Annotated in this window: 26 protein-coding genes; 14 read left to right on the top strand and 12 right to left on the bottom strand. The window is 70.7% G+C overall.

Annotation, left to right across the window (positions count from 1 at the left end):
- Positions 1-44 precede the first annotated feature (44 nt).
- A complete protein-coding gene (locus OG293_RS13240) occupies positions 45-626 on the top strand; it encodes a 2'-5' RNA ligase family protein (protein ID WP_405999007.1) in 582 nt (193 codons plus the stop codon).
- 105 nt (positions 627-731) lie between these two features.
- Here the strand turns inward: OG293_RS13240 and OG293_RS13235 are convergent, their stop codons facing one another.
- Together OG293_RS13235 and OG293_RS13230 are read right to left on the bottom strand one after the other, a co-directional pair.
- Complete coding sequence (locus tag OG293_RS13235) at positions 732-1,487, bottom strand: decaprenylphospho-beta-D-erythro-pentofuranosid-2-ulose 2-reductase (RefSeq protein ID WP_405999006.1); 756 nt, start codon at positions 1,485-1,487, stop codon at positions 732-734.
- Positions 1,488-1,499: 12 nt separating this feature from the next.
- Positions 1,500-2,894 carry an FAD-binding protein gene (locus OG293_RS13230; RefSeq protein ID WP_405999005.1) on the bottom strand — a complete coding sequence of 465 codons (1,395 nt, stop codon included), beginning with the start codon at positions 2,892-2,894 and terminating at the stop codon, positions 1,500-1,502.
- 152 nt (positions 2,895-3,046) lie between these two features.
- Here OG293_RS13230 and OG293_RS13225 point away from each other — a divergent pair, with 152 nt between their 5' ends.
- The 4 genes from OG293_RS13225 to OG293_RS13210 all read left to right on the top strand — a co-directional run bounded on the left by OG293_RS13225 (position 3,047) and on the right by OG293_RS13210 (position 5,997).
- Positions 3,047-3,604: a phosphatase PAP2 family protein gene (locus OG293_RS13225; protein ID WP_405999004.1), complete on the top strand. Its 558-nt coding sequence runs from the start codon at positions 3,047-3,049 to the stop codon at positions 3,602-3,604.
- Complete coding sequence (locus OG293_RS13220) at positions 3,597-4,547, top strand: decaprenyl-phosphate phosphoribosyltransferase (RefSeq protein WP_405999003.1); 951 nt, start codon at positions 3,597-3,599, stop codon at positions 4,545-4,547. Before OG293_RS13225 ends, OG293_RS13220 begins: the two co-directional genes overlap by 8 nt.
- Positions 4,548-4,609: 62 nt before the next feature.
- Complete coding sequence (locus tag OG293_RS13215) at positions 4,610-5,062, top strand: GtrA family protein (RefSeq protein WP_405999002.1); 453 nt, start codon at positions 4,610-4,612, stop codon at positions 5,060-5,062.
- A complete protein-coding gene (locus tag OG293_RS13210) occupies positions 5,050-5,997 on the top strand; it encodes a YihY/virulence factor BrkB family protein (protein WP_405999001.1) in 948 nt (315 codons plus the stop codon). The genes OG293_RS13215 and OG293_RS13210 overlap by 13 nt, the downstream gene beginning before the upstream one ends.
- On the opposite strand, the gene OG293_RS13205 is transcribed toward OG293_RS13210, so the two are convergent.
- Positions 5,966-7,174, bottom strand: a complete 1,209-nt coding sequence (locus tag OG293_RS13205; protein WP_405999000.1) for a D-alanyl-D-alanine carboxypeptidase family protein — start codon at positions 7,172-7,174, stop codon at positions 5,966-5,968. The genes OG293_RS13210 and OG293_RS13205 overlap by 32 nt on opposite strands.
- 148 nt (positions 7,175-7,322) lie before the next feature.
- On the opposite strand from OG293_RS13205, the gene OG293_RS13200 reads away from it, so the two are divergent.
- From OG293_RS13200 to OG293_RS13190, 3 genes are all read left to right on the top strand, one after another.
- Positions 7,323-7,574, top strand: a complete 252-nt coding sequence (locus OG293_RS13200; protein ID WP_405998999.1) for an SCO4848 family membrane protein — start codon at positions 7,323-7,325, stop codon at positions 7,572-7,574.
- A gap of 11 nt (positions 7,575-7,585) precedes the next feature.
- Positions 7,586-8,887, top strand: a complete 1,302-nt coding sequence (locus tag OG293_RS13195; protein WP_405998998.1) for a metallophosphoesterase — start codon at positions 7,586-7,588, stop codon at positions 8,885-8,887.
- Between the two features lie 142 nt (positions 8,888-9,029).
- On the top strand, positions 9,030-10,586 hold the full coding sequence (locus OG293_RS13190; RefSeq protein WP_405998997.1) for an ABC transporter substrate-binding protein: 1,557 nt from the start codon (positions 9,030-9,032) through the stop codon (positions 10,584-10,586).
- Positions 10,587-10,678: 92 nt separating this feature from the next.
- Here OG293_RS13190 and OG293_RS13185 read toward each other — a convergent pair whose 3' ends face one another.
- The 3 genes from OG293_RS13185 to OG293_RS13175 are packed head-to-tail and all read right to left on the bottom strand — an operon-like array spanning position 10,679 to position 12,245.
- Positions 10,679-11,380: a TetR family transcriptional regulator gene (locus OG293_RS13185; RefSeq protein ID WP_405998996.1), complete on the bottom strand. Its 702-nt coding sequence runs from the start codon at positions 11,378-11,380 to the stop codon at positions 10,679-10,681.
- Positions 11,381-11,391: 11 nt separating this feature from the next.
- Positions 11,392-11,796 carry a thiol-disulfide oxidoreductase DCC family protein gene (locus OG293_RS13180; protein WP_405998995.1) on the bottom strand — a complete coding sequence of 135 codons (405 nt, stop codon included), beginning with the start codon at positions 11,794-11,796 and terminating at the stop codon, positions 11,392-11,394.
- 5 nt (positions 11,797-11,801) lie between these two features.
- Complete coding sequence (locus OG293_RS13175) at positions 11,802-12,245, bottom strand: hypothetical protein (RefSeq protein WP_405998994.1); 444 nt, start codon at positions 12,243-12,245, stop codon at positions 11,802-11,804.
- A gap of 265 nt (positions 12,246-12,510) precedes the next feature.
- On the opposite strand from OG293_RS13175, the gene OG293_RS13170 reads away from it, so the two are divergent.
- The gene (locus OG293_RS13170) at positions 12,511-13,839 is read left to right on the top strand and encodes a VWA domain-containing protein (RefSeq protein WP_405998993.1); all 1,329 of its coding nucleotides are present in this window, start codon (positions 12,511-12,513) and stop codon (positions 13,837-13,839) included.
- Positions 13,840-14,023: 184 nt separating this feature from the next.
- Here the strand turns inward: OG293_RS13170 and OG293_RS13165 are convergent, their stop codons facing one another.
- From OG293_RS13165 to OG293_RS13140, 6 genes are all read right to left on the bottom strand, one after another.
- Positions 14,024-14,569 (bottom strand): hypothetical protein, encoded by a 546-nt coding sequence (locus tag OG293_RS13165; protein ID WP_405998992.1) that lies wholly within the window; start codon positions 14,567-14,569, stop codon positions 14,024-14,026.
- 134 nt (positions 14,570-14,703) lie between these two features.
- Positions 14,704-15,471, bottom strand: coding sequence for a succinate dehydrogenase iron-sulfur subunit (locus OG293_RS13160; RefSeq protein ID WP_405998991.1), 768 nt, complete (start codon positions 15,469-15,471; stop codon positions 14,704-14,706).
- Positions 15,471-17,225 (bottom strand): succinate dehydrogenase flavoprotein subunit, encoded by a 1,755-nt coding sequence (gene sdhA, locus OG293_RS13155; RefSeq protein WP_405998990.1) that lies wholly within the window; start codon positions 17,223-17,225, stop codon positions 15,471-15,473. The genes OG293_RS13160 and sdhA overlap by 1 nt, the downstream gene beginning before the upstream one ends.
- Before the next feature lie 20 nt (positions 17,226-17,245).
- Positions 17,246-17,722: a succinate dehydrogenase hydrophobic membrane anchor subunit gene (locus OG293_RS13150; RefSeq protein WP_405998989.1), complete on the bottom strand. Its 477-nt coding sequence runs from the start codon at positions 17,720-17,722 to the stop codon at positions 17,246-17,248.
- 8 nt (positions 17,723-17,730) lie between these two features.
- Entirely contained in the window at positions 17,731-18,111 is a 381-nt protein-coding gene (sdhC, locus tag OG293_RS13145) for a succinate dehydrogenase, cytochrome b556 subunit (protein WP_405998988.1), read from the bottom strand.
- A gap of 167 nt (positions 18,112-18,278) precedes the next feature.
- Positions 18,279-18,806: a 2-oxo-4-hydroxy-4-carboxy-5-ureidoimidazoline decarboxylase gene (locus OG293_RS13140; protein WP_405998987.1), complete on the bottom strand. Its 528-nt coding sequence runs from the start codon at positions 18,804-18,806 to the stop codon at positions 18,279-18,281.
- A 265-nt stretch (positions 18,807-19,071) separates the two neighbouring features.
- On the opposite strand from OG293_RS13140, the gene OG293_RS13135 reads away from it, so the two are divergent.
- The 5 genes from OG293_RS13135 (at position 19,072) to OG293_RS13115 (ending at position 24,933) form a co-directional block, all read left to right on the top strand.
- Positions 19,072-20,700, top strand: a complete 1,629-nt coding sequence (locus tag OG293_RS13135; protein ID WP_405998986.1) for a beta-N-acetylhexosaminidase — start codon at positions 19,072-19,074, stop codon at positions 20,698-20,700.
- A gap of 423 nt (positions 20,701-21,123) precedes the next feature.
- Positions 21,124-21,894 (top strand): DUF4328 domain-containing protein, encoded by a 771-nt coding sequence (locus OG293_RS13130; RefSeq protein WP_405998985.1) that lies wholly within the window; start codon positions 21,124-21,126, stop codon positions 21,892-21,894.
- Between the two features lie 336 nt (positions 21,895-22,230).
- On the top strand, positions 22,231-22,815 hold the full coding sequence (locus OG293_RS13125; RefSeq protein WP_405998984.1) for a hypothetical protein: 585 nt from the start codon (positions 22,231-22,233) through the stop codon (positions 22,813-22,815).
- A 328-nt stretch (positions 22,816-23,143) separates the two neighbouring features.
- On the top strand, positions 23,144-23,908 hold the full coding sequence (locus OG293_RS13120; RefSeq protein ID WP_405998983.1) for an RNA polymerase sigma factor: 765 nt from the start codon (positions 23,144-23,146) through the stop codon (positions 23,906-23,908).
- Positions 23,908-24,933: a hypothetical protein gene (locus OG293_RS13115; RefSeq protein ID WP_405998982.1), complete on the top strand. Its 1,026-nt coding sequence runs from the start codon at positions 23,908-23,910 to the stop codon at positions 24,931-24,933. The genes OG293_RS13120 and OG293_RS13115 overlap by 1 nt, the downstream gene beginning before the upstream one ends.
- Positions 24,934-24,947: the final 14 nt, after the last annotated feature.

Raw genomic sequence — 24,947 nt, 5'->3', positions numbered from 1 at the left:
GCCGACGACCTACCGACGACCTACCGACGACTGAGGAGAACGACGTGGGGACCGTAACGCTCGGCGTTTCGATCGCGGTCCCGGAGCCCTACGGCAGCCTGCTCCAGCAGCAGCGCACGGGCTTCGGTGATCCCGCCGCGCACGGGATTCCCACGCATGTCACCCTCCTGCCGCCCACCGAGGCCGAGGCCGAGGCCCTGCCCGCGGTCGAGGCGCATCTGGCCGCGGTCGCCGCGACCGGCCGCCCGTTCCCGATGCGGCTGTCCGGCACCGGGACGTTCCGCCCGCTCTCGCCCGTCGTCTTCGTCCAGGTCGTCGAGGGCGCGGCGGCCTGCTCCTGGCTGCAGAAGCGGATCCGGGGCGCGTCCGGGCCGCTGGTGCGTGAGCTGCAGTTCCCGTACCACCCGCATGTGACCGTGGCGCACGGTATCGCCGAGGAGGCGATGGACCGGGCGTACGAGGAGCTGTCGGCGTTCGAGGCGGCCTGGACCTGCGCCTCCTTCGCGCTGTACGAGCAGGGCGCGGACGGCGTGTGGCGCAAGCTCCACGAGTACGCCTTCGGGGGCGGCATCGCGGCCGTTCCCGCCCAGGGCGCCCCGGTCGACGAGCCGGCCGCGACCTCCTGACCCGCCGGCGCCCCGCTCTGCCTGTCGCAGCGCCTGCCCGCGGAGCCAGCGGCTGCCCGCCGTGGCGCCCGTGCCCGGAGCGCCCGCCGCTTCGGAGCACCGCCGTCAGAGCGCCAGTCTGCGGAACAGCGGGCGCGGCACATGCCGTAGCGCCGACATCACCACGCGGAGCGTACCCGGCACCCACACCGTCTCCGACCTGCGCCGCAGTCCTTGTTCAATGGCCGCGGCGACCGCATCGGGGGTGGTGGCGAGCGGGGCGTCGGGCAGTCCCGCCGTCATCTTCGTCCGCACGAAGCCGGGCCGTACGACCATCACGTGCACTCCTGTGCCGTCCATCGCGTCGCCCAGGCCCTGGGCGAAGGCGTCCAGGCCGGCCTTGCTGGAGCCGTAGATGAAGTTCGACCGGCGGGCGCGCTCGCCCGCGACCGAGGAGAGCACGACCAGCGAGCCGTGCCCCTGGTTCTGGAGGGCCGCCGCGCACACCAGACCGGCCGAGACCGCACCCGTGTAGTTGGTCTGGGCGACCCGCACGGCGGCGGGCGGGTCGGCCTCGTCGTTCGCCTGGTCCCCGAGAACCCCGAAGGCCAGCAGCACCATGTCGATGTCGCCCTCGGTGAAGACCTTGCCCAGCACCTCCGCGTGGGCGGCGCGGTCCAGGGCGTCGAAGGGGACGGTGCGGACATCGGCGCCGAGAGCACGCAGATCGGTGGCCGCCTCCTCCAGGGCCGGTGTGTCGCGGCCGGCCAGCCAGACCGTGCGGGTGCGGCGGGCGATCAGCAGGCGGGCCGTGGCCAGCCCGATCTCGGACGTACCGCCGAGAACGAGCAGGGACTGCGGGGTGCCGAAGGCGTCCTTCATGGCAGGGGCTCCTCAGATGGCGAGACGGCGGGCGAGGTCGGAGGTGAAGACTCCCTGCGGGTCGAGTTCGGCCCGCAGGGCACGGAAATCGGGCAGGCGTGGATACATCGCGGCGAGCAGTTCGGGCCGCAGCCTGGAGTCCTTGGCCAGATAGACCCGCCCGCCGGCGACGGCGACCTCCTCGTCCAGTTCGTCGAGGAAGGCCCCGAGTCCGGGCAGTCCGGCCGGGAGGTCGAGAGCGAGCGTCCAGCCGGGCATCGGGAAGGAGAGCCACCCGGGGTCGGCAGCGCCGAAGCGTTTCAGGACCGCGAGGAACGACGGGCAGCGGCGCCGCGAGATGCGCCCCACGATCCGGCGCAGGGCCTCCTCCTGCCCGTACCCGACGACGAACTGGTACTGGACGAAGCCGCTCCGGCCATAGATCCGGTTCCAGTGCGGGACGCCGTCCAGCGGGTGGAAGAAGGTCGAGATCCGCTGGAGCTCACCGGTGCGCGCGCGGGGCGCCCTGCGGTACCAGAGCTCGTTGAAGAGCCCGACCGTGGTTCGTCCGAGCAGGCCCTCCGGTACGAAGCGGGGCGCGGCCGGCAGTTGCCCGGGGCGGAAGCCGAGGGGGGCGTGCCGGTCCCGCCGGGCGCGCGGGGGCAGCGCGTCCAGTGGTGCGTGCTCCCCGCGGGTGAGGACCGAGCGCCCCAGCGCACGGCCTCGCGCGAGGAGGTCGATCCAGGCGACGGAGTACCGGTAGTGGTGGTCGGTCGCGGCGAGCCTGGACATCAAGTCGTCCAGATCCGTGGCCCGTTCGGTGTCGACGGACATCAAGGAGGTCTCGACCCGGTGGAGTCTGACGGTCGCGCCGAGGATCACGCCCGTCAGGCCCATGCCGCCGGCCGTCGCGTCGAACAGGCCGGTGCCGGGCAGAACCGTGCGGATCCGGCCGTCCGCCGTCAGCAGCTCCAGGGCGCTCACATGGCGGGAGAAGGAGCCGCAGACGTGGTGGTTCTTGCCGTGGATGTCGGCGGCGAACGCCCCGCCGACCGTGACCTGGCGGGTGCCGGGGCTGACCGGCACGAACCAGCCGAGCGGGAGCAGTACTTCCATCAGCCGGTGCAGGCTCACGCCCGCGTCGCACACGAGCGTGCCCGTCTCGGCGTCGATGGTGCGGATGCGGTCGAGGGCCGTCATGTCGAGGACGGATCCGCCGGCGTTCTGTGCGGCGTCTCCGTACGCCCGGCCGAGGCCGCGTGCGATACCGCCGCGAGCGCCCCAGTCCCGTACCGCGGACGCCGCCTCCTCGGCGGTGCGCGGGCGCAGCATGCGGGCGTGCGTGGGGGCCGTGCGCCCCCAGCCGGTGACGGGCACGAAGGGGAACCCCGAACCGCCGGCGTCGGTGATGGAGGTGTCGGCAACCATAAAAGCGACCGTATAGCCGCTTATGCCCCAATTAGGTGGTGCGTCATGAGACTCGCCGGAATGGGTGATTAAACGAGTGTCATCAAAGAATGACGTGAAAGTCGGCCGGTCGCCGAGAAGAGTCGCCCCTGGCTCATGAGAAGGGGTGGCGAATGAGATACGTCGACTGCGCGGCGGCCGACCGGCGGCTGCTGGCGGCGATGCGCGACTGCGGCGGACACCCGCGCATCGCCACGGCCGCCCGAGCACTCTCCCGCACCGGCGAGCACGGTGCGCTCTGGCTGGCCGCCGGGCTCGCCGGCGCCGCGGCCGACCGTGAGCGGCGCGGAGCCTGGCTGCGGGCCACCGCCCTGGTCGCCGCAGCGCATCTGGCGAGCATGGGCATCAAGCGGGCCGTGCGCCGCCCCCGCCCCCGTCTCGCCTCCCACGAGCCCCTCGTCCGCGCCGCGAGCCGCCACTCCTTCCCGAGCTCGCACGCCACATCGGCCGCGGCGGCGGCCGTCGCCTTCGGCGCGCTCTGCCCGGCCGGGCACCGGATCGTGCCGCCACTGGCCGCCGTGATGTGCGTGTCCCGGATCGTCGTCGGTGTCCACTACCCCACGGACGTCGCCGCGGGGGCCGCACTCGGCGGTCTTACCGCGGGCCTCGGCGTGGCATGGATGACCCGTCCCCTCGCGGACCTCTCGGCAGGAGGGGGACGGCATGGCTGAGCGCGGGGCCGCGCTGCTTGAGCGCCCGGAACGGCCCCCGCGGACCGCCCCGCCCCGGCGGGGGAGCCTGCCAGCCGGCCTGCTCCGGACCGCCCGCCCGCGCCAGTGGGTCAAGAACGTCCTGGTCGTGGCCGCGCCCGCCGCCGCCGGAGACCTCGCCTCCCGGCACACCGCGCTCCAACTGGCCATCGTCTTCGTCCTGTTCACCGCCGCGGCAGCGGCCGTCTATCTGATCAATGACGCCCGCGACGCGGAGGCCGACCGGGCGCACCCGGTCAAATGCCGCCGGCCCGTCGCCGCCGGGGAAGTCCCCGTGTCCCTGGCGTACACCGCGGGCGGTGTCCTCGCCGCCGCCGCCGTCGCCGGGGCAGCGGCCCTGAGCAACCCCATGACCGGCGCACTGCTGACCGCGTATCTGTCCATGCAACTGGCCTACTGCGTCTGGCTCAAGCACGTCCTCGTCGTCGATCTCGCCGTCGTCACCACCGGGTTCCTGATGCGGGCGATGATCGGCGGGGTGGCGCTCGGCATCCCGCTCTCCCGCTGGTTCCTGATCACGACCGGCTTCGGCGCGCTGTTCATGGTGGCGGCGAAGCGCTACTCCGAAGCCGTCCAGATGGAGGAGGCACAGGGCGCGACCCGGGCCCTGCTCAACGAGTACTCGACCGGCTATCTGCGCTTCGTCTGGCAACTCGCGGCCGGAGTCGCCGTACTCGCCTACTGTCTGTGGGCCCTGGAGAGCGGCGGAGTGGCCGCCCAGGCTCTGCTTCCCTGGCGGCAGCTGTCGATGATCGCCTTCATCCTGGCGGTACTGCGCTATGCCGTCTTCGCCGACCGGGGCGCGGCCGGCGCTCCCGAGGACGTGGTGCTGCGGGACCGGGCGCTGGCCGTCATCGGGCTGGTGTGGGTGGCGATGTACGGACTGGCGGTCGCCGACCTGTGAGCCCGCGGCGCGGCGAGAGGGCAGGGCGCGTGCTCCGGGGGCACGTCCTGCGGCCTGGGCGCGTGCTCCGGCGGGGGCGTGTCCTGCGGTCCGGACGTATCCCCTGGCCGGAGGTGGTCTCCTTCGCCCTGGTCGGAGGCTGCGCCTACGCCACCGACGTCGCGGCCTTCCTCTGGCTGCGCGGATCGCTGGGGTGGGAGCCGCTCGGGGCGAAGGCGCTCTCGTTCCTTGCCGGGTGCACCGTCGCGTATCTCGGCAACGCGCTCGGGACCTACCGCCGCCGCGGCGTCGGTCTGCGGGAGTACGCCGTCTTCTTCGCGGTCAACCTCGCGGGAGCGGTCGTGCAACTGCTCTGTCTCGGCATCTCGCACCACGGCCTGGGACTCACCTCACCCCGCGCGGACACGGTCTCCGGGCTCGGCGTCGGCATGTTCCTCGCCACCTGCCTGCGATTCTGGGGTACCCGGACGCTGGTCTTCCGTGTGGAGGGTAGGCGTACGCCATGGACTGGCTGACCAAGCTCCCCGTCATCGGCCCCCTCGTCGAGCGGATGACGCACACCCACGCCTGGCGTTCGTACGAGACGCTCGACCGGGCCCACTGGACGCGGCTCGCCGCGGCGATCACCTTCATCAGCTTTCTCGCGCTCTTCCCGCTGATCACCGTCGCCGCCGCGGTGGGGGCCGCACTGCTCGACAAGGAGCAGCTGGCCAAGCTGGAGGACAAGATCACCGAGCAGGTGCCGGGCATCTCCGACCAGCTCGACGTCAACTCCCTGGTCGCCAACGCGGGCACGGTGGGCCTCATCGCCGGCGCGCTGCTGCTGTTCACCGGCATCGGCTGGGTCGGCTCCATGCGGGACTGTCTGCGCGCCGTCTGGGATCTGGACGACCAGGACGAGGGCAACCCGATCGTGCGCAAGCTCAAGGACGGCATCGTCCTGCTGGGGCTCGGCGCCACCGCGCTCGCCTCGATCGCCGCTTCCGGCCTCGGCTCGACCGCCGTCGGATGGAGCGCCGAACGAGTCCGCCTCGACGAGGGCGGGGCCGAGGGCGTACTGCTCCAGGCCGCGGGCCTCGCGATCGGCGTGGCCGCCGACTTCCTGATGCTGCTGTACCTGCTGACGCTGCTACCGGGCGTGGAGCCGCCGCGCCGCCGCCTGGTGGTGGCGGGGCTGCTCGGAGCGGTCGGCTTCGAACTGCTGAAGCTGCTGCTCGGCGGCTATATGAGGGACGTCGCCTCCAAGAGCATGTACGGGGCGTTCGGCGTCCCGGTCGCCCTGCTGTTGTGGATCAACTTCACGGCGAAACTGCTGCTGTTCTGCGCCGCCTGGACGGCGACGCAGAGCGAGGAGACGTCCGTTCCGGCCGACGGCCCGGGGGACGAACCGTCCGCCGGGCGGCCCGGAAGCCCCGGCACTAGCGGTGGCGGAGCGGCCAGCGACGGTTGACCAGGTAGACCGCTGCCGCGAGCACCACCAGCACTCCGCCCGTGATGCCGAGGGCGGTACCGATGCCGCCGGAGCTCTTCTTCTTCGTGGCGGTCTTCGCCGGAGCGCCGTTCTTGGCCGGCTCGTTGCCCTTGGACACGGGGGGAGTCGCGGACGCCGGTGCCACCAGCTCACCGACCGGCTTCACCTTCCCGGCCGCGGCGAAACCCCAGTCGAGGAGGCGGCCCGCCTCTTTGTAGACGGCGTGGCTCTCGCCCGAGTCGGGGTTCATGACGGTGACCAGCAGCACCTTGCCGTTCCGCTCGGCGACCCCTGTGAAGGTGGCGCCGGCGTGGGTGGTGTTGCCGTTCTTGACGCCGGCGATGCCCTTGTAGGGGGAGATGCCGTAGTCCCCGGTGAGCAGCCGGTTGGTGTTCTGGATCTCGAAGTAGCCGCGCTGCTTGCCCGGTACCTTCTCGCCGGGGAACTTGGCGCTGGCCGTGGAGCAGTACTCCCGGAAGTCCTTCTTCTGCATGCCGCTGCGCGCGATGAGGGTGAGGTCGTACGCGGAGGAGACCTGGCCGTCGGCGTCGTAGCCGTCGGGAGAGACGACATGGGTGTCGAGGGCCTGGAGCTCCTCGGCGTGTGCCTGCATGTCCTGGACGGTCTTGGGGACGCCGCCGTTCATCTCGGAGAGCACGTGCACGGCGTCGTTGCCGGAGCGCAGGAACACGCCGAGCCACAGGTCGTGGACGGAGTACGTCTGGTTCTCCTTGACCCCGACCAGACTGCTGCCCTCGCCGACCTTCGCGAGTTCGGGCTCGGTGACCAGGTGGACCTGGGTCTGGGGCAGGCGGGGGAGGACGGTGTCCGCGAACAGCATCTTGAGCGTGGACGCCGGGGGCAGCCGCCAGTGGGCGTTGTGTGAGGCCAGCACATCGCCGCTCTCCGCGTCCGCGACGATCCAGGAACGGCCGCTCAGGTCCTTGGGCAGGACAGGCACGCCGGGCCCGAGGCTGACCTGGGTGCCCGCCTTCCCGAGCAGGGCGCCGCCGACCGTGGACATGGAGGCCGGCGGGTTCGGCTGTTTCTTGCCGCCCTTGTCGTCATGGGTGTCCGCCCATGCGGGTGCGATGGCGAGGGCGGGCAACAACGCGGCGGCGGTGACCGTCAACGCGGTCTTCTTCAGAGCAGACACGGACGAGAACGTACAGGGCCTTGAAGAAAATATGCTCATCAGTCCAATGACCCGCCGAGAGGTACCCCGAGACAGCCCACCGTGGGCGATCCCGGCGCCCCGGCCACCCCGCAGGACCCGGCCCGAGGGCAGCGGCGATACTGAGTACATGAAGCTCAGCCGCCCCGTCTCCTGGTTCCTGCTCGCCTTCGGGGTGTGGAGCTGGTTCATCTGGATCACTTTCGTCAAGAACCTGTGGAAGGACGGCAGCGGGCTCGCCTTCGACGACGCGGGTGACCCGACCGGGTACTTCTGGGTCCATCTGCTGCTCGCCATTACGTCCTTTCTTCTGGGGACGGCCGTCGGCGGTATCGGGTTGCGCGGCGTTCGCGCTTTGCGCCACGCAGCGAACAACGAATAGGAGCACGCTCCGTGCTGGTGATCGTTCTGCTCGTGGTGGCCGCGGTCCTCGCCGTGCTCGCGGGGGCGCACTGGTACGTCTGGCGGCGCCTCGTCCGTGACACGACGGCACCCGGCACGGCTGCGCGCAGGGCGGGCACCGTCGCCGTGTGGGTGCTACCGCTGCTCTCGGTGGCCGCGCTCGTCTCCGGGCGGGCGGGAGCGCCGTTCCTGGTCCAGCAGATGGTGGCGTGGCCGGGGTATCTCTGGTTGGCCGTACTGCTGTACCTGGTGCTGGCGCTGCTCGTCGGGGAGGCCGTCCGGCCTCTGCTGGGACGGGTGCTCACCCCCGCCCCGCCCGTTGCGCCGAGTGGCGGGCAGGCGCCCGGGACCCCCGGCGGCGCCGAGACCGCCCCGAGCGACACGCCACCGGCCGGAACGGGCGCGGCCGTACGGGCACCGGTGAAACCGGCCTCCGACGTGCCCGGGAACACACCCGGGCAAGCCGCGCTCTCGCGGAGGCTGTTCGTCGCGCGGATCGTCGGGGGCAGTGCCGCGGCCGTCGCACTCGGGACCGTCGGGTACGGAACGTACGGAGTCCTCCGCGGCCCCCGGGTGAAGCGGATCACCGTGCCGCTCGCCAAGCTTCCGCGCTCCGCCCACGGGTTCCGGATCGCCGTCGTCAGCGACATCCACCTCGGTCCGATCCTCGGCCGTGCCCACACCACGCGGATCGTCGACACCATCAACGCCACCTCCCCGGACCTGGTCGCGGTCGTCGGGGACCTCGTCGACGGCAGCGTCGCCGACCTCGGCCCCGCCGCCGAGCCGCTCTCCCGCCTGCGCGCGCCCTTCGGCCAATTCTTCGTGACCGGCAATCACGAGTACTTCTCGGGCGCGGATGCCTGGGTCGATCACGTCCGCGAACTGGGACTCCACCCCCTCCAGAACGAGCGCGTCGAGATCGCCGGCTTCGATCTCGCCGGGGTCAACGACGTCGCGGGCGAGAGCGAGGGCGAGGGCCCCGACTTCGGCAAGGCGCTCGGCGACCGGGACCGTACCCGTGCCTCCCTGCTCCTCGCGCACCAGCCCGTCGTCATCGACGACGCCGTCGAGCACGGCGTCGACCTCCAGCTCTCCGGCCACACCCACGGCGGCCAGCTCTGGCCCGGCAATTTCGTCGCCGAGCTCGCCAACCCCACAGTCGCCGGGCTCGAACGCTACGGCGACACCCAGTTGTACGTATCGCGTGGAGCGGGCGCCTGGGGCCCGCCGGTGCGTGTCGGAGCGCCCTCCGACATCACCGTCGTACAGCTCGCTTCGCGCCAGGCATAGCGCAGGAATAGTCCAGGCGTAGTCCAGGCATCGCTGGGGCCACGGTTGTCTGTGAGCGTCCGGACTCTTCCCTTCCGCCGCACGCTCTGTGATTGGCTGACGACACATCACGATCAGGGGTCGGCGTGAAGGGGGCTGGACAATGCGGTCGATCCGTCCGCGGGTGCTCGTCACTTGTGCGGTGGTCCTGGCCGCCGCCGTCGGCGGCGGCTGGCAGTTACTGCCCTCCGACGCCGTCAGCGGCGACCCGGTCACGGTCGGCACGACGGACCAGGTCACCTCGCTGGACCCGGCGGGAGCCTACGACGCCGGCTCCTGGGCGCTGTACAGCAACGTCTACCAGTCGCTCCTCACCTTCAAGCCCGGCGGCGTCACACCCGTCCCCGACGCCGCGACCGGCTGCGGGTTCGTGGGGATGCAGCTCCAGACGTACCGGTGCGAATTACGCGACGACCTCACCTTCGCCAACGGCCGCAAGATCACCGGCGAGGACGTCAAGTACTCCTTCGAACGCATGCTCCGCATCACGACGGACGTCGGCCCGCAGCCCCTCTTCGGCACGCTCAGCAGCGTCGACGCCAAGGGCCGGATCGTCACCTTCAACCTCAGAAGCCGGGACGCGACCTTCCCGCAGAAGGTCGCCACCGGCGCGGGCTCGATCGTCGACCGCACGCAGTACCCGGACAAGCGCCTGCGCGAGGGCCCCGCCGTGGACGGTTCGGGACCGTATCTGCTCAAGGAGTACGAACCGGGTGTCCGCGCCAGGCTGGTGCCCAACCCCGCGTACAAGGGGGCGCTCACCAGGACCGGCGAGCCGGTGGAGATCCGCTGGTTCAAGGCGTCCGACGAGCTCGCCGCGGCCTGGAAGGCGGGCCGGGTCGACGTCACCCACCGCGAGCTGCCGCCGAAGCTGCTCGCCGGTCTCGACCCGGGCACGTCGGGCGTACGGGTCAGCGAGTCGGACAGTGCGGAGATCCGCAACCTCGTCTTCAACGTACGGCCCGGCTCGCCGATGGCGAAGAAGGCCGTACGGCAGGCGGTCGCCTCCGTCGTCGACCGCCCCGAGGTGGTCACCGAGGTCTACCACTCCACCGTGGAGCCGCTGTACTCCCTGATCCCGCAGGGCACCCTCGCGCACAGCAACTCCTTCTTCGACGCCTATCCGAGGCCCAGCGCGGCCCGCGCCCGGGAACTGCTCGACGACGCCGGGATCAGGACGCCGGTGAGCTTCACGCTGGGGCACCGGGACGACGGCGGCCCCGCGCAGGAGGCGGCCGAGCTGCGCCGTCAACTGGAGGCGACCGGGCTGTTCAAGGTCAAGGTCCTGGCGGAGGACTGGAAGCTCTTCCAGAAGGGATACGCGGCCGGCAGGTACGACGCGTACACCGTGGGCTGGCTCCCGGACTTCCCCGACCCGGACAGCTTCAGCCAGCCCCTCGTCGGCACCGGCTCCACCCTCCACAACGGCTATCGGAGCAAGGAGGTCGACCAGTTGATCGCCTCCACGCAGCAGTACAGCGAACGCCCCCGCGCCATGAAGGACTTCAAGGCACTGCAGGACGAGATCGCCGAGGATGTGCCGCTGCTGCCGCTGTGGCAGAAGAAGGACTACGTCCTCAGCGGTGAGGACGTCACCGGCGCGCAGTATCTGTCGGACGGCACCGGTGTCTGGCGGCTGTGGGAGCTCGGCCGGATCTGAGGCCCAGATGTCCCAGAGGGCCCGGACGGCTGAGACATTGAGCGGCTTGAGCGGCCGTCCCCGCTCCTGCTTTCCATGGGCGGCCGTCCCCGCTACTTCTTGCGGGAGGCGACCGTCTCCGCCATCCCGGGCAGGAAGTCCCTGAATAGCTCGTGCACCTCGCATACGAGCGGGCGCAGCACCCGGAAGCGGGCGAGTGCGACACCGCGCGTGGTGAGCCGCGCGCCGCGCTCGGCCAGCCGTCTGCTGCGCTCCCTGCCCTCCGAGCGGTCGAAGACCCAGTACAGGACGAGCCCCATCTGGGAGAGCCACATCAACTCGGGCAGGATGTCGGCCAGTTCTTCGGCCACCTTGGCCTTGGATCCGGCGAGCACCTCCCGGTGGACGGCGATGGCCGACTCGCGGGCGTGTTCCGACTCGGGCGAGAAGGGGCTGAGCGGGCTCTCCGGGTCGGCCGCGTTCTTGAAGAACTGGGCCGCGAACTCGTGGTACGGGGCGGCGATGTCCAGCCATGCCAGCAGCACCCCGGCGAGCCGGGCCTCCAGATCGGTCTCCCGGTCGAGCATCGGCCGGACCGCCGCCTGGTGCTCGGCGGCGATCCGGTCGTAGAAGCCCTGGACGAGATGTTCCTTGGAGGAGAAGTAGTAGTAGGCGTTGCCCACGGAGACCCCGGCCTCCTTGGCGATGGCCCGCATCGTCGTCTTGTCGTAGCCGCGCTCCTGGAAGAGCCGGAGCGCGGTCTCGAGAATCAGCGTGCGCGTCTGCTCGCTCTTGGGGGCCTTTGCCTCAGTCACGGTGTCCGAGCCTAACCGGGGACGGAGCACCGGTCGTCGCAGGGCGTCCCGATGGCCCCGCCCCCCGCCGCCTGGCGGTACTTGGCGGCGGCGAGCATGGTGACGCGGACGAACGGCTGCCCTGCGGGGGTGGCGAGCCAGTGGGCCTTCGGACGGTACTCGGCCAGGGCCCAGAGGCAGACGATCCAGGCGGCGGGCCCGGTGTAGATCTGGCCAAGGTCCCCGATGACGGTGATCTCCCGCAGGGTCATGGCGTGGTCGAGGTGCGGATACCGGTGTCGCGCCTCGTCCGAGCCGGCGGGCACCAGGTCCAGTGGTACGAGCTGCGGCTGGCGCAGCAGCCAGTTCCGCAGGTGCACGCAGAGGGGGCACCGGGCGTCGTACAGGACGGTCAGCGAACGGACCGGGGTGCCCATGGCGTTCACGCTCCCGCGGGACCGACGCCGGGGGCGGCCCACGGGCCGGGGCCCGCCTGGTTGGTCCAGCCCTGCGGCCCGACCGGCGGCACCTGCCCACGCTCCATCACGCTGCGCCGGCGGATCTTGTTGAGCACCCAGACGTTGCCGAGGTGCATCACGCCGAGGACGAGCAGGACGACGCCGAGCTTGACCGAGAGGGCCTCGAAGAGCCCGCGGGCGTTCTCGACGGCTTCCGCCGCCTTGAGGTAGAGGGCGACGAACCCGAGGTTCACCAGGTAGAAGCCGACCACCAGAAGGTGGTTGACGGCGTCGGCGAGCTTCTCGTCCCCCTGCAGGACGCTCGCGATGAAGATCCGGCCGTTGCGGCTCAGGGTCCGCGCCACCCAGATGGTGAGCGCCACGCTGATCAGCAGGTAGACGACATAGGCGACAACAGTGAGGTCCATCCCCCACCCTCCCCTTGAACGTGTTCAAAAGCTGGTGTCATGGACTGTAGACCCTCTTTTGAACATGTTCAAGTCACCTCGCGGGCAGGCTCTTCCGCGGCGGGGGGCGGTGGCGCCGAAGTGCCGTACTCCCGGCACCGCCGCCGTCCCCGGGCAGGCTCCGCGGATCCGTCGCGGGCGCACGCCCACAGGCAACGGTCTCCCTGGAGACCCTTTTCGAGCGACCGGTCTCCCCAGGGGCCCCCTGACCGGCCACACTGGCCCGATGGCATCCGTATCCCTCAGCAAGGGCGCCAACGTGCCGGTCGCCGCCACCGCCGTGCGCGCCGAACTCAGCTGGGCGCCGGGCCAGGACGGACCGGACGCGGACGCCTCGGCGCTGCTGCTCACGGCCAACGGGCGCGTGCGCGACGACGGAGACTTCGTCTTCTACAACCAGCCGCGCCACTCCTCGGGAGCCGTCCGCCACCTCGGCAAACAGCCCGGCGCCGATACCGTCGAAGTCAACCTGGGCACCCTCGAACCGAGTATCGAGCGGGTCATCCTCTGCGCATCCTCCGACGGTGGCACCTTCGGTGACCTTCGCCGACTGCGGCTGCGGCTGCTGGAGTCGGTCCGGGGAGAGGAGCTGGCCCGCTTCGACATGACGGCCACCACCGAGACGGCCTTCGTCGGCGGAGAGCTGTACCGGCGCGCGGGCCAGTGGAAGTTCCGTGCCGTCGGACAGGGATACGCGGCCGGACTGGCCGGGCTCGCCACCGACTTCGGCATCACCGTGGACGACGCGCCGCCGCCCGCGGCCACCACCCCCCTGCCGAACATGCGCCCGGCCAAGGGCGAGGAGCGCCTCCCCGTCGACATGCGCGAACGCCTGTCACTGCGCAAGGAACAGGTCGCCGTCAGCCTGCGCAAACACGGAGCGGTGGGGGTCACGGCCCGGGTGATCCTGGTCCTCGACGCCTCCGGCTCCATGGCCGCGCTGTACACGCGGGGTGTGGTCGCCGACGTGGTGGAACGGATGGCCGCGGTGGCCGCCCAACTGGACGACGACGGCGAGATGCAGGCATGGACGTTCGCCACGCACCCCGCGAGGCTGCCCGACCTGACCCTGGGCGAACTGCCCGAGTGGCTGAGCCTGCACGTCCGCGGCGGCGAGATCAGCCTCTTCGGCCGCCCGAAGAAGCCGAGGAAGGGTCAGCTGCCCGACCAGGTCGACATGCGGCTCGTCGGCATCCAGAACGAGGAACAGAAGGTCATCGCCGAAGTCCGCGCGTATGTGCGCCAGAACCCGGCGCAGGCCCCCACGCTCGTGCTCTTCTTCTCCGACGGCGGCGTCTACCGCAACAACGAGATCGAACGCGAGCTGCGGGAGGCCGTCGAGGAGCCGCTGTTCTGGCAGTTCGTGGGCCTCGGCCGGTCGAACTACGGCGTCCTGGAGCACTTCGACACGCTCCCCGGCCGCCGGGTCGACAACGTCGGCTTCTTCGCCGTCGACGACATCGCCGGGACCTCGGACCCCGAGCTGTACGACAGGCTCCTCTCGGAGTTCCCCGCCTGGCTCGTCGCGGCCCGCCGGGCGGGCATCATCGACTGATGGACCCGGGATCACCGTCCGGGCCGGTCGCCCACCCGGCCCGGTTTGCCCACCGGCCGGCACCCCCGACGGCCGGGTCCCGGTCGCGCCGCGCGCTGTACTCCCGGCCCGACCGCTCCCCGACTCAGCGGGCCGGCCGACCAGAACCCGGTGCGGTCGCCAGCCCCGCGCGTCCCGCCCCTGACTACATGCTGCTGAGCGACCGGGCGTAGTTGATCTGCCCCATCACCATCTGGAAGGTCTCGGGCCCCTGCGCCGGGATCATCGTCGAGTGGTGCTTGCCGCCGCTCGTCACCGTGACCTGGATGAAGCCCGTGGTCTTCTTCTCCTTCATGAGGAGGAAGAGCAGGCCCAGCAGACAGAAGAGGAAGAAGATGACCGCCAGGATGATGGCGTGCGTCGGGATCTTCTCCTCCGTACGCGACATGTCGGTGGCGTTCCACACCGAGCCCCGCAGAGGGAGCGTGCCCGCCGGCGTCACGATCGAGTCGCCCATGACCGTGATGTCACCGATCGACACCAGGGGAGCGCCGCCCATCGGAGCGGGCGGACCCGATGCCGGTATGGGCAGGGCGGGCTGAGTCTGGGAGTACGAAGGAGACTGGTCGGGGTAGCCGTACCCGGGCTGCGTCGGGTTGGGGTAGCCGTAGGCCGGCGTTCCTCCCGGCGGCTGTGCCGGCCCCCACTTGTACTCGGGCTCTCCGTCCGCGTACGGATTCGGCTCGCTCATCTCGTCCCCGCTTCCCTGCTGTTCATGTCAGACCGCTCCGATCCTGCCAGGTATCCCGGCGTGTGGTGAAGCCCGCACGAAAAGGACCCGCCTCCCGGGAGGGCGGGAGACGGGTCCTTCTGTGTGGCGTGGGCTCAGAAGCGACGCGTGATCAGCGCGCGCTTCACTTCCTGGATCGCCTTGGTGACCTCGATACCGCGCGGGCAGGCGTCCGTGCAGTTGAACGTCGTGCGGCAACGCCACACGCCGTCCTTGTCGTTGAGGATCTCCAGGCGCTGCTCCCCGGCCTCGTCCCGCGAGTCGAAGATGAAGCGGTGCGCGTTGACGATCGCGGCCGGGCCGAAGTACTGGCCGTCGTTCCAGAACACCGGGCACGACGACGTGCACGCGGCGCACAGGATGCACTTGGTGGTGTCGTCGAAGCGCTCGCGGTCCTCGGCACTCTGCAGCCGCTCACGCGTCGGCTCGTTCCCCTTCGTGATGAGGAACGGCATCACGTCGCGGTACGCCTGGAAGAACGGGTCCATGTCCACGACCAGGTCCTTGAGGACCGTCAGGCCCTTGATGGCCTCGACCGTGATGGGCTTCTGCGGGTTGATGTCCTTGATCAGCGTCTTGCAGGCGAGCCTGTTCCTGCCGTTGATCCGCATCGCGTCGGAGCCGCAGATGCCGTGCGCGCAGGAGCGCCGGAAGGTGAGCGAGCCGTCGACATCCCACTTGATCTTGTGGAGACCGTCGAGTACACGCTCCTTCGGGTCGATCTCGATCTGGAAGTCCTGCCACTCGGCCTCGGCGGAGACCTCCGGGTTGAAGCGGCGGATCCGGAACGTGACCGTGATGAGGTGCGAGGAGGTGGAGTCCGCCTCCAGTGCCTCCAGCTTGTCCATCGTCGGTGTAGCCATCAGTACTTACGCTCCATCGGCTGGTAGCGGGTCTGGACGACCGGCTTGTAGTCGAGCCGGATCGACTCGGCGCCGTCGTCGCCCACCTCGCGGTACGCCATGGTGTGGCGCATGAAGTTGACGTCGTCGCGGTTCGGGAAGTCCTCGCGGTAGTGACCGCCGCGGGACTCCTTGCGGGCGAGCGCCGAGACGGCCATGACCTCGGCCAGGTCGAGCAGGTTGCCCAGCTCGACGGCCTCCAGCAGGTCCGTGTTGAAACGCTTGCCCTTGTCCTGGATGGACACGTGCTTGTAGCGGTCGCGCAGCTCGCCGATCTTCTCGACCGCGGTCTTGATCGTCTGCTCGGTGCGGAACACCATGACGTTGGCGTCCATGGTCTCCTGCAGCTCGCGGCGGATGTCCGCGACCCGCTCCTTGCCCGTGGAACTGCGCAGCCGCTCGACCTGCTCCTCGACCAGCGAGGCGGGGTTCTCCGGCAGCTCGACGAAGTCGGCCTTCGCGGAGTACGCGGCGGCGGCGATACCGGCGCGGCGCCCGAAGACGTTGATGTCGAGCAGCGAGTTGGTGCCCAGACGGTTGGCGCCGTGGACCGAGACGCAGGCGACCTCACCGGCGGCGTACAGACCCGGCACGACGGTGGTGTTGTCCGAGAGGACCTCACCCTCGACGTTCGTCGGGATGCCGCCCATGGCGTAGTGCGCGGTCGGCTGGATCGGGATCGGGTCCGTGTAGGGCTCGATGCCGAGGTACGTACGCGCGAACTCGGTGATGTCCGGGAGCTTGGCGTCCAGCTGCTCCGGCGGAAGGTGCGTGAGGTCCAGGTAGACGTGGTCGCCCTCGGGACCGCAGCCGCGGCCCTCGCGGATCTCCGTGTAGATGGAGCGCGATACGACATCACGACTCGCGAGGTCCTTCATGACGGGCGCGTACTTCTCCATGAAGCGCTCGCCGTCCTTGTTGCGGAGGATGCCGCCCTCACCGCGGGCGCCCTCCGTCAGCAGGATGCCCATGCGCCAGATGCCCGTCGGGTGGAACTGGAAGAACTCCATGTCCTCCAGCGGCAGACCGCGGCGGTAGCAGGCGGCCTGACCGTCACCGGTGAGCGTGTGCGCGTTCGAGGTCACCTTGAAGAACTTGCCGGTGCCGCCCGAGGCGTAGATGACGGCCTTCGCCTGGAAGATGTGGATCTCGCCGGTGGCCAGCTCGAAGGCGACCACACCGGCCGACTTCTTGACGCCGTCGACCTCGGTGATCAGCTGGTCCAGGACGTAGAACTCGTTGAAGAACTCCACTCCCTCCTTGACGCAGTTCTGGTACAGCGTCTGGAGGATCATGTGGCCGGTGCGGTCCGCGGCGTAGCAGGACCGGCGGACCGGGGCCTCGCCGTGGTTGCGGGAGTGGCCGCCGAAGCGGCGCTGGTCGATGGTGCCGTCCGGGGTCCGGTTGAACGGCAGGCCCATCTTCTCCAGGTCCAGGACCGCGTCGATGGCCTCCTTCGCCAGGATCTCGGCGGCGTCCTGGTCGACCAGGTAGTCACCGCCCTTGATCGTGTCGAAGGTGTGCCACTCCCAGTTGTCCTCCTCCACATTGGCGAGCGCGGCGGCCATGCCGCCCTGCGCGGCGCCCGTGTGGGAGCGGGTGGGGTACAGCTTGGTCAGCACGGCGGTGCGGCTGCGCTTCGTCGCCTCGATGGCGGCGCGCATGCCGGCGCCGCCGGCGCCGACGATGACGGTGTCGTACTTGTGGATCTTCATTGGTCTCGTCAGCCCCGGCTTTAGCGGATGTTCGGGTCGAAGGTGAAGATCACCAGCGTGCCCAGAAGGATGGTGAACACCGTGGCGGTGTACAGCAGGCCCTTGAGCCACAGACGCGTGTTGGCACGCTCCGCGTAGTCATTGATGACAGTACGCAGGCCATTGGCGCCGTGCAGCATCGCCAGCCACAGCATCAGCAGATCCCAGACCTGCCAGAACGGGGAGGCCCAGCGGCCGGCCACGAAGGCGAAGCCGATCTTGGAGACGCCGCCGTCGAGCACGAGCTGGATCAGCAGGTGACCGATGACCAGGACGACCAGGACGACACCGGAGAGGCGCATGAAGAGCCATGCGGCCATCTCGAAGTTGCCGCGGGTGGACTTCGGGGTCTTCTTGGTGCGCCTGCGGGGCGCCTCGATGTACGGGGCCGGATTGTCCACGCCGTACTGGCTCTCGCCTTCGACGGGACCGATCACGGAAGAGGTGTCAGCGGACATGTCTTGCGTCAGCTCCCGAACAATTCACGAGCGGCGTGGCCGAGCACCGGGTAAAGGGCGCCCACCATCAGCACGAACCAGATGCCCACCACGGTCCAGAGCATCTGCTTCTGGTAGCGCGGGCCCTTGGACCAGAAGTCCACGGCGATCACACGCAGGCCGTTGAGCGCGTGGAAGAGAATGGCGGCCACCAGGCCGTATTCCAGCAGCGCGACGATCGGCGTTTTGTACGTGGCGACGACATCGTCGTACGCCTCGGGCGAGACACGGACGAGAGCAGTGTCCAGCACATGTACGAACAGGAAGAAGAAGATGAGGACGCCGGTGACTCGATGAGCCACCCAGGACCACATTCCTTCCCGGCCGCGGTACAGCGTTCCAGCCGGCACGGAAGAACCCTCCGGGAGCGGGGATTGGAGCCTGCCGGCTTGGGGTGTCGGTCTGGCCCGGCCGGGTACGGTCCACCGGCCCTCGCCATCGTAGCGACGCTTTGTCGGTTCGCTCGCCCGGGGTCCACAGGTGTGATCAAACAGGCAATCAAACAGCCTCGGACGGGCTACCGGGAAGCCCCGGCCACGTCTGATTCCGGGTGGTTGGCCACTACATGTGTCAGCCGGGAGCGGGTGAGGCCCCTGAGCTGCTCGGCGGAGACGGCCCGCTCCTCGTCCGGTTCATGGCCGAGCCGGGCCCGGATGCCTGCGAGTACCTGGTCGAGGTACTCCTCGGGGCGGTATCCGTCGAGGCAGATCACGAAGGCATGTCCGAAGCGGCACTCGTACGCGGCATGGGCGGCCGAGAGCGCGGTGTGCGCGGCATGAGGGGCGCCGGGGTGGAGTCCGGCCGACGATTCCGCGGCGAGGGCCTCGGAGAGGTCGGCGTGCGCGAGGTCGTAGCCGGCCTCGTCGGAGGCCGCGAGGAGGGCGTCGAGATCGGGGTAGGGCCGGTGGGCCACCATCCGCTGGGCCCAGCGGCGGCTGCCGCAGCAGGAGAGCAGGGTCGCTTCGGCGGCGGTCGGCGCGGCGGTGTTGAAACGCGCCAGGCCAGGGGCTCCGCCGCGCCGGCCGGGGGGCTGACCGGGCAGCATGGACGGTATGGCCGAAGGGGCGGGTGCGCGGGGAGTGTGGTGGAGTGTCGGCGATCGCTTCGGGAGGCCGGCGTGGGATTCGCTGGACAGCGGGGACTCCTCGAAAAGGACAGCGGGACGGTTGGGAAGCGAGGGGTGGGTGAGTCACAAAGCTATCCACGCCCGGTGGGGACTGTCCGACGGATGCGCGATTTTCACCCGGACGGGAGAGTTTCAAAGCGTGTGATGGACGATGGTGGGGGTGTTTTGGCCAGGTAAGCGATACATGGGAGGTATCCGAGTGATACGCCACTTCGGGCATGCTCGGTTCACCGGTGCGGTCCTCGCCGCGACGGTCGCGGGCGCGATGACGCTGGCCGGTTGTTCCGGCGACACACCTGCCAAGGCTGACGGCGCTGTCCAGAGAGTCTCCAAGGTGCCCGTCGCCGCCAGCCCCACCCCGAGCCCCTCCCCTTCCCGGACCTATCCGCTGTCCAAGGCCCCCGCCACCATTCCGTCAGTACGTATGTTCGAGCCGGCCCGCGGGCCGGGCTGGAAGCCGGGAGAGGGCGGCGCGGTCGTCGTCGCCAAGGGCAGCGAGGCCCTCGCCGACGAGGGCAGGCTCATCGCCGGTGAGCTGAAGCTCGGCTACCGGGGCGCGGTGGCCGCCCGCCCGGGCGATGTCGAGCTGGCGCTGGCGTCCTCGGGCGCGCCCGAGGCATACACCGTGCGCACCGGCAACGGCAAGGTGGCGATATCCGGCCATGACGAGGCCGGGGTCTTCTACGGGACCCGCACGCTCAAGCAGGCGGTGAAGTCCGGCGGCGCGATGCCCGAGGGCGTCGTACGCGACGGGCCGGACCGGCCGCAGCGGGGGCTGAACGTCGACATCGCGCGCAAGCACTTCACCGCCGGCTGGATCGAGGACCGGCTGCGGGAGATGGCCGACCTCAAGATGAACCAGCTCGGTCTGCACTTCTCCGACGACCAGGGCTTCCGCATCGCCTCGGACTCGCACCCCGAGATCGTCTCGAGCCGGCATCTGACCAAGGACGAGGTCCGCCGGATCGTGGACCTGGCGGCGAGGCTGCACATCACGGTCGTTCCCGAGATCGACTCCCCGGGCCACCTCGGCGCCGTCCTGGCCGCGCACCCGCAGCTCCAGCTGAAGGACGCGGCGGGCAGGCCCGTGCGCGGCGCGATCGACATCGGGCAGCCGGCTTCGGCCAAGATCGTGGACGAGCTGCTGCGGGAGTACGCCGATCTCTTCGGCGGCGCGTACTGGCACCTCGGCGGCGACGAGTACCAGGCACTGGTCCGCAAGAACCCCGAGGCGTCCTTCCCGCAGCTGGCGGCGCTTGCCCGGCAGAAGTACGGACCGCAGGGCCGCGTCCAGGACCTGGCGGTCGACTGGGTGAACGACCGCGCGGCCGTGGTGCGTCCGCTGGGCAAGAAGCCCAAGGCCTGGAACGACGGCTTCTTCCGGGGCGGTGCGGTTTCCGCGGACAAGGACATCGAGGTCGAGTACTGGACGGGCAAGGAGATCGGGGCGCGGCAGCCGACGGAGTATCTGAGCCAGGGCCGGCGCCTGGTCAACCTGAACGACGAGTATCTGTACTACGTGCTCGGCGAGCCCAACGACTTCACCTATCCCACCGGCCGCCGGATCTACGAGCAGTGGACGCCGTTCGTGCTCCGGGGCACCCAGCCGGTGCCGCGGACGTACTCGGACCAGATCCTGGGCGGCCGGTTCGCGATCTGGGCCGATCTGGCCAATTCCCAGACCCAGGAGCAGGTCGCGCGCGGGATCGCGCTGCCGCTGGCGGCGACGGCCCAGAAGCTGTGGGACCCGCGCACGCCGACCCGCGGCTGGCAGAGCTTCCAGGCGCTGGCGCGGCAGCTGCAGCTGGCCTGAGCGGGATTCCGGTGCCCGGTTCACCATCCGCGGCAGCCGGCCGGGGCCGCTGATGGTGAACCGGGCAGAGCCGGGGATCTCCGCCCCGGCCGAGCCGCGGTGCCGATCGGGCCGAGCTGCGGTGCCGATCGGGCCGAGCTGCGGTGCCGATCGGGCCGAGCCGCGGCGCCGATCGGCTCGGCCGAGGTGCCGGGCCGGGGCGGTCGGCGGGTCCCATCCTGGGCGGGCCGCGGCCCCCACGGGGGCGGATCCGAGGCCCGGGCCAGGCTGATCCCCGTTATCCCGGTGGACGGCGGGAGCCGGCGGCGCATATCTTCCGCACGCTGCCGTGCGGTGCCCGGCGGCGATGCCACGACGCCTCTGGGGAGGGGCGTCTTCTCACTCACGGGGGGCTGCTCAGCCATGCTCTGCACAAACTGCCGGATGGACACGGCGACGACGAAGGACGGGCTCTGCGGGGGCTGCACGAGCAGCCCGGTCGACTTCACGCCGCCGGTGCCGCCGGTGGCGCACACCCCGCGGCGGGCGGACGTCTTTCGCTCGCCGGTGGGACTCTCCCACGCCGTGGTGGCGCTGCTCTGCTTCGTCATCCTGGCCGACGTCTTCTCCATCGCCGCCGCGGTCAACCTGCGCAGCCTCCAGTCCACGCTGCAGGACGGCGGCTTCGAGGCCTTCGCATCGAGGGGCGCGGACCGGGCCGACATGCTGACGGGCCACGCCGCGAACCTTCAGGCGATCGGGTATCTCGCGACGGGGGTCTTGTTCATCATCTGGTTCCACCGGGTGCGGGCCAACGCCGAGGTCTTCGCGCCGGATGTGCACCGGCGCGGGCGCGGGTGGGCGATCGGCGGCTGGTTCGTCCCGATCGGCAATCTCTTCATCCCGCGGGGGATCGCCGCCGACATCTGGGCGGCGAGCAGCCAGGACCCGTACGGAGCGGGGCAGAAGGAGCGGCACACCCTCCTCAACATCTGGTGGATCACCTGGCTCGTCTCCGGGCTGGTCGACGGGATCGCGGGCGCGCAGTACGACGATGCCGAGACGGCCGACGCGATCAGAACGGCCGGGGACGCCCTGGTCGTCGGCGGTCTCGTCGACATCGCCGCCGCCCTGCTCGCCGTGGCGGTCGTCCGCCGGCTGACGGGCATGCAGTGCGCGAAGGCGGTGCGCCGGGCCGAGGAGGTCGCGGTGTGAGCCCACCCGGGGGTCTGCGGGCTCACACCGCGGGGCCTCGGCCGCGGCGCACCAATCAGGGCGCTCTGCAGGCCGAGTTCCAGGTGCGCAGAATGTAACAGAGTTGTGGCGTAAATGTGTGCGATCGGCGGGGAACCGGTGGTTGGCAGCTTGGGCAAGGCGGTGGCGGGCCGGGTGTCCGAGGGGGTACTTTGCGCCAAGCGGCCCGAGGCCCGAGCCGGAGAACCCTTCTTCCCATTCGTGGGAGGATCTGGGGTTTTCCGGTTCGGCGGAGTGACGCATTTGAGCCACGGGGCGCAGTAAAAGGAAGTACTGCGTCCGCAATGGGAGGCGTCCGTGGCTTCGAAGAGCCTGAGGGAACTGATCGCACAGGCGGATGAGCGAGGCCTGGCCGCGAGCGGGCTCGCCTGTCTGGACCGCTGTCTGCCGCTGCTCGCGTCGGAGGCCGACGCGCTGCGCCCGCTGTGGGCCGGTCTGGCGGACGGCGCCGAGGACTGGTCGGGACGCCTCGCCGAGGCGCGAACGACCATGGAGGGCACGGCCGTCGACGACGAAGCCGCCGCGCTCGTGCGCCAGATGCTGGGTGCCGCCCCCTCGGAGTGGGAGACGGAGCCGCTGCGGGAGTGGGCGGACGACTGCTCGGTCGCCGCGCTCGAACTCCACAACCGCTTCGACGCGGGCCCCGGGGCCGAGGAGCCCGCCGCCGCCGAGGTAGTCGAGGTGCTCAAGCGCTGCCGTGAGGGCGACCCGGGCGGCGCGGGTCCGCTCGTCGCCGGTGAACTGCGCCGCCAGATCCAGATACTGGAAATCCTGGAGGAGGCGCAGGGCGGTGTCGGGCTGCGCCAGGCGCTGGATGTCTCGACCGAGGGCCAGAGAGTGCTGCGCGCGGTCGTCTCGCGCCGCGCCCGCGTCAAGCGCTGACACGCTGACGCGGTGGGCTCGGCCGTGCCCGCCCGAGGGAAGCTGTGGGGTGCGCGGTGGGTGCGCGGTGGCGTGTGCCGTGGGGTGGAAGGACGACCGGGGCCGCCACCCCCCACAGGAGAGGCCCCGGTCGTCGTCCGCCAGAGCCGCGGGGCGGCTCCGTACTTCTCTCAGCGCCGGGCGGGCGTTTTCTGTCACACCGACCTGTGTCCGCATTTTGTTGCAGGTTGTACAAGACATGGACGTGGCCCCACAGTAGGACGTAGCGTGCTGATTCGCGCAGAGTGGCGCGGCAGTGACCGGCTGCGATTCAAGACAGGTTGAGGTAGTGCTGGGGGACGACGCGGAGTTGACCACCGCGGTGCTCGCGGCACAGGGCGGGGACGAAGATGCGTTCCGGACTGTGTACCGCGCCGTGCACCCGCGGTTGCTCGGCTATGTACGCACTTTGGTCGGAGACCCGGATGCCGAGGACGTCGCGTCAGAGGCCTGGCTGCAGATAGCCCGGGACCTCGACCGGTTCAGCGGCGACGCGGACCGGTTCCGCGGCTGGGCCGCGCGGATCGCCCGCAACCGTGCTCTCGATCACATACGCATGCGGGGCCGGCGCCCCGCGGTCGGCGGCGACGAGAGCGAACTGACGGGCAAGCCCGCGGAGTCGGACACCGCCGACGAGGCCATGGAGTCGCTCACCACCGGCAGCACCATGGCCCTCATCGCCCAGCTCCCCCAGGACCAGGCCGAAGCGGTCGTGCTGCGGGTCGTCGTCGGCCTCGACGCCAAGAGCGCGGCCAAGACGCTCGGCAAGCGGCCCGGAGCCGTACGGACGGCGGCGCACCGCGGACTGAAGCGGCTCGCCGAGCTGCTCGGCGCCGACCGCGTTGACTTCTCGGACAATGCGGATAGTTCTGACGTATTCCCTGGGGCTCGTGGGGCTGAGGGCGCCGACGGGGACTCTGTGGGCACGTGTGCCGCACCCGCCGAGCGGGCCGCGGATCTGAACGGTGTTCCGCCGCAGCGCGGCCCCCGGCCGGGCGCGACGACGCCCGCCGGTGTGACGCATTCGCGTCTGCGGACGCAGAAGGACATGTGATGGCCGACGAGCGTTACGAGTGGCTTGACAGGAAAGCGGCGGAGCGGCTGCTGCGCGGCGAACCGGTCGAGACCCGTGACGAACACGCCCGCGCCCAGGCCGCGCGGCTTTCCCGTGCGCTGAACGACACCGGCGCGGCCGGGGGCCACGACCGCGCCGCAGACGGTGAAATGCCCGGTGAGGCAGCCGCGCTCGCCGCGTTCCGCAAGGCGCGCGCCGGGGCCGCCGCGCCCGCCGGTGACAGTGTGGGGACCGTACGGCTGGTGTCCTCACCGCCCCCCACGCTCGGCACGCGTCTCGCCCGCCCGATGCGCTTCGGCCTCGTCGCCGCGGTGGCCGGCTGTGCGCTCGGCGGTGTCGCGGTCGCCGCGGGCAGCGGCCTTCTGCCCAGTCCCTTCGGCGGCAATCCGCTGCCCGCCTCAACTGTTTCGGCGGCCGAGACTCCGGAGCCGCTGGCCTCGCAGGAGCCGCCCACCGACGGGGAAGCGCTGTCCCCCTCGCGCGGGCCGAGCCCGTCCGGCACCTCGCAGGTCTCGCCTTCGCCCGGTGCGTCCAACGGCACGTACCCGGGCCCCTCGGCCGGCAGCGGCGACGGTGATTCCGCAGGCGGCACCGACAAGCACAGGGGCGACGTCGGCGACATGACCGCCGACCGGGACCAGCTGTACCGCAAGACGGCCGAGGCGTGCCGCGACTACCGGTCCGGCCGCATCGACCCGGAGCGCAAGCGCCGGCTGGAGAGGGCGGCCAAGGGCTCGGCCCGGGTGGAGCGCTTCTGCGACCGGCTGCTGAGCGACGACTTCAACGGCAGCGGTGACGACGGCGGCAGCGGTGACGGTGACGACGGCGACAGTGACGGTGCCTCCGGAGGGAGCGGTGGAGGCGCGAAGCCTCCCGGCGACTTCCATCAGCACGGGGCCTCCCTGCCGCCCGTCTCCTGGAACCCGCTGCCCGCGGAGGTCCCGCCCCTGCCGTCCGAAAGTAGCTCCCCGTCGTCCGGGCACGCCTCTATCGGAACGTTCTGACCTGCGGTTTCTTG

The organism is Streptomyces sp. NBC_00829, assembly GCF_045161795.1.
In the GTDB taxonomy this organism is placed as follows: Bacteria; Actinomycetota; Actinomycetes; order Streptomycetales; family Streptomycetaceae; genus Streptomyces.
This window is presented reverse-complemented; position numbering and strand designations above follow the sequence as displayed.